The sequence below is a fragment of the Parafrankia discariae genome, from assembly GCF_000373365.1.
GTDB classification, from domain to species: domain Bacteria; phylum Actinomycetota; class Actinomycetes; order Frankiales; family Frankiaceae; genus Parafrankia; species Parafrankia discariae.
This window is the reverse complement of record NZ_KB891190.1, coordinates 1-1,667: the sequence shown is the minus strand read 5'-3', so window position 1 is coordinate 1,667 and position 1,667 is coordinate 1. Positions and strand designations below refer to the sequence as shown.

Sequence of the window (1,667 nt, the reverse complement as noted above, 5' to 3'; positions counted from 1 at the left end):
CGCGTCAGACCCTGGACTGGGATACACCCGCCGAAAGACTCAATCACCTGCTACTCTCGCAGAGCGGTTGATGCACTGACGGGTTGAGCTCGCCCAGGCCTGATCGGACAAGCTTATGTCGTACCCAGCCTCAATCCGTCTCCAGATCGTCCAGTGGGCGACACCGGACGTTTCCGCTGGACCATCAGCACGATCCTCTGAGTGGCAGACAGGCGAATGACATGACAGGGAGAGTCATGCGTAAACGAATTATCTTTATCGGCATGGCCATCGCGTCGTTGGCTGCCTGCGGCCCGATCGACCCGGCAGAATTTTCACCCGAAGAGTCGCCGTCGTCGGCCACCACGCCGTTCCTGTCGGCAAGTCCGGGAATCGGGATCGGGGATGGCGCCCCCACGTACGTCGGCCAGTTCCGCCAGCAGTTTCCCGGGTTGGCCGAGGGAAAAACCGATAAGAAGATCCTCAGTGACGGCGAGGCTGACTGCTCTGACATGGCTGCCGCCAGAGAGCTCACCACGCCCTCGATGGCCAAGCGCTACGACCTGAGCGACTCGACAGCCGACCAGTTCACGCTCCACAACATCGCACTCTTGGCGACGTTCACCCTCTGCGGGATCCGCTGACGCTCGCTCGCGAGCGAGACCACACGAACATCGTCTGCCGCCCACCTCATCCGCACCGACCCACCCGGCGGCGGGTACTGCGTTCTCAGTAGTAGGAGGTGTCGGCAGAAGGACGACGCCCAGAAGGTCCCCGCCTAGGCATCCTTGTGAGGTACCGAGATCAGGTTGGAGATGCCGTGACTACGGACACGAACAGCAGCACAGTTGCGGTCGGGATCACCCCGGACACGATCACTGCTCCCCGATCAGGGCCTTAGGGACTGTGGTAGAAGAGCCCCTGTCCGGGCGCGGGAGAGTGGGCTCCAATCCGGTGGTGCAGCCAGCTACACCGCCTATTCGGGACTGCGCTCCATCGCTGTATTCAACAGACAGTGGCGTTGTTGACACCGTTAACGTCACGGTTTCGCTTGAGACCGGCGATCGCCCGTGACGTCTCGCTAGATTTCCCTCTAATAAAATGTGGATGCGAAGGAAAGTTCCTATGAGTACTCCCTCCAGCGTTCTGGTGGCCGGTGCCTGCGCCGCTGGACTGTCCACCGCAGAGTTCCTGCGTCGCAAGGGATACCAGGGCAGCCTGACGGTGTTGGGTGCCGAGCCGTACCTGCCCTACGACCGGCCGCCGCTCTCCAAACAAGTCCTGTCCGGTCTGTGGGAGCCCGAGCGGGTCCAGTTGCGGGCGTCGGCGGCACTGTCCGCGTTGGACGCCCAGTTTGTTCTCGGTGACGCCGCGATCGGCCTGGACACTGCGGCACGCTCGGTGCGCACCGCGTCCGGTCGTACCCTGCGCGCCGACACGATCGTGATCGCCACCGGGGTCCGCCCCCGGCGCCTTCCCTGCGACGCCGAACTGGACGGAGTCCACGTCCTACGCACGCTCGAGGACACGCTCGCACTACGCCGGGATCTCGTGACGTCCTCGCGATTGGCGGTCGTCGGGGATGGCGTGCTCCGGAACCCGTCAACCTGATCGAGGCAAGATCTTGTAGGAACTATTGAGCTGGTTGTTCTGTGGTGGTGCCTGGCTGGTTCGGGGTCTGTTCGGGT

1 protein-coding gene and 1 pseudogene are annotated in these 1,667 nt (G+C 63.0%); both read left to right on the top strand.

Annotated features, from left to right (window positions below; all coding sequences use genetic code 11):
* Positions 1–236: 236 nt before the first annotated feature.
* Positions 237–623, top strand: a complete 387-nt coding sequence (locus tag B056_RS0110240) for a hypothetical protein (RefSeq protein ID WP_018501769.1) — start codon at positions 237–239, stop codon at positions 621–623.
* A 481-nt stretch (positions 624–1,104) separates the two neighbouring features.
* Positions 1,105–1,572, top strand: a pseudogene (locus tag B056_RS0110235) (FAD-dependent oxidoreductase); the annotation flags it as partial.
* Between the last annotated feature and the right edge of the window lie 95 nt (positions 1,573–1,667).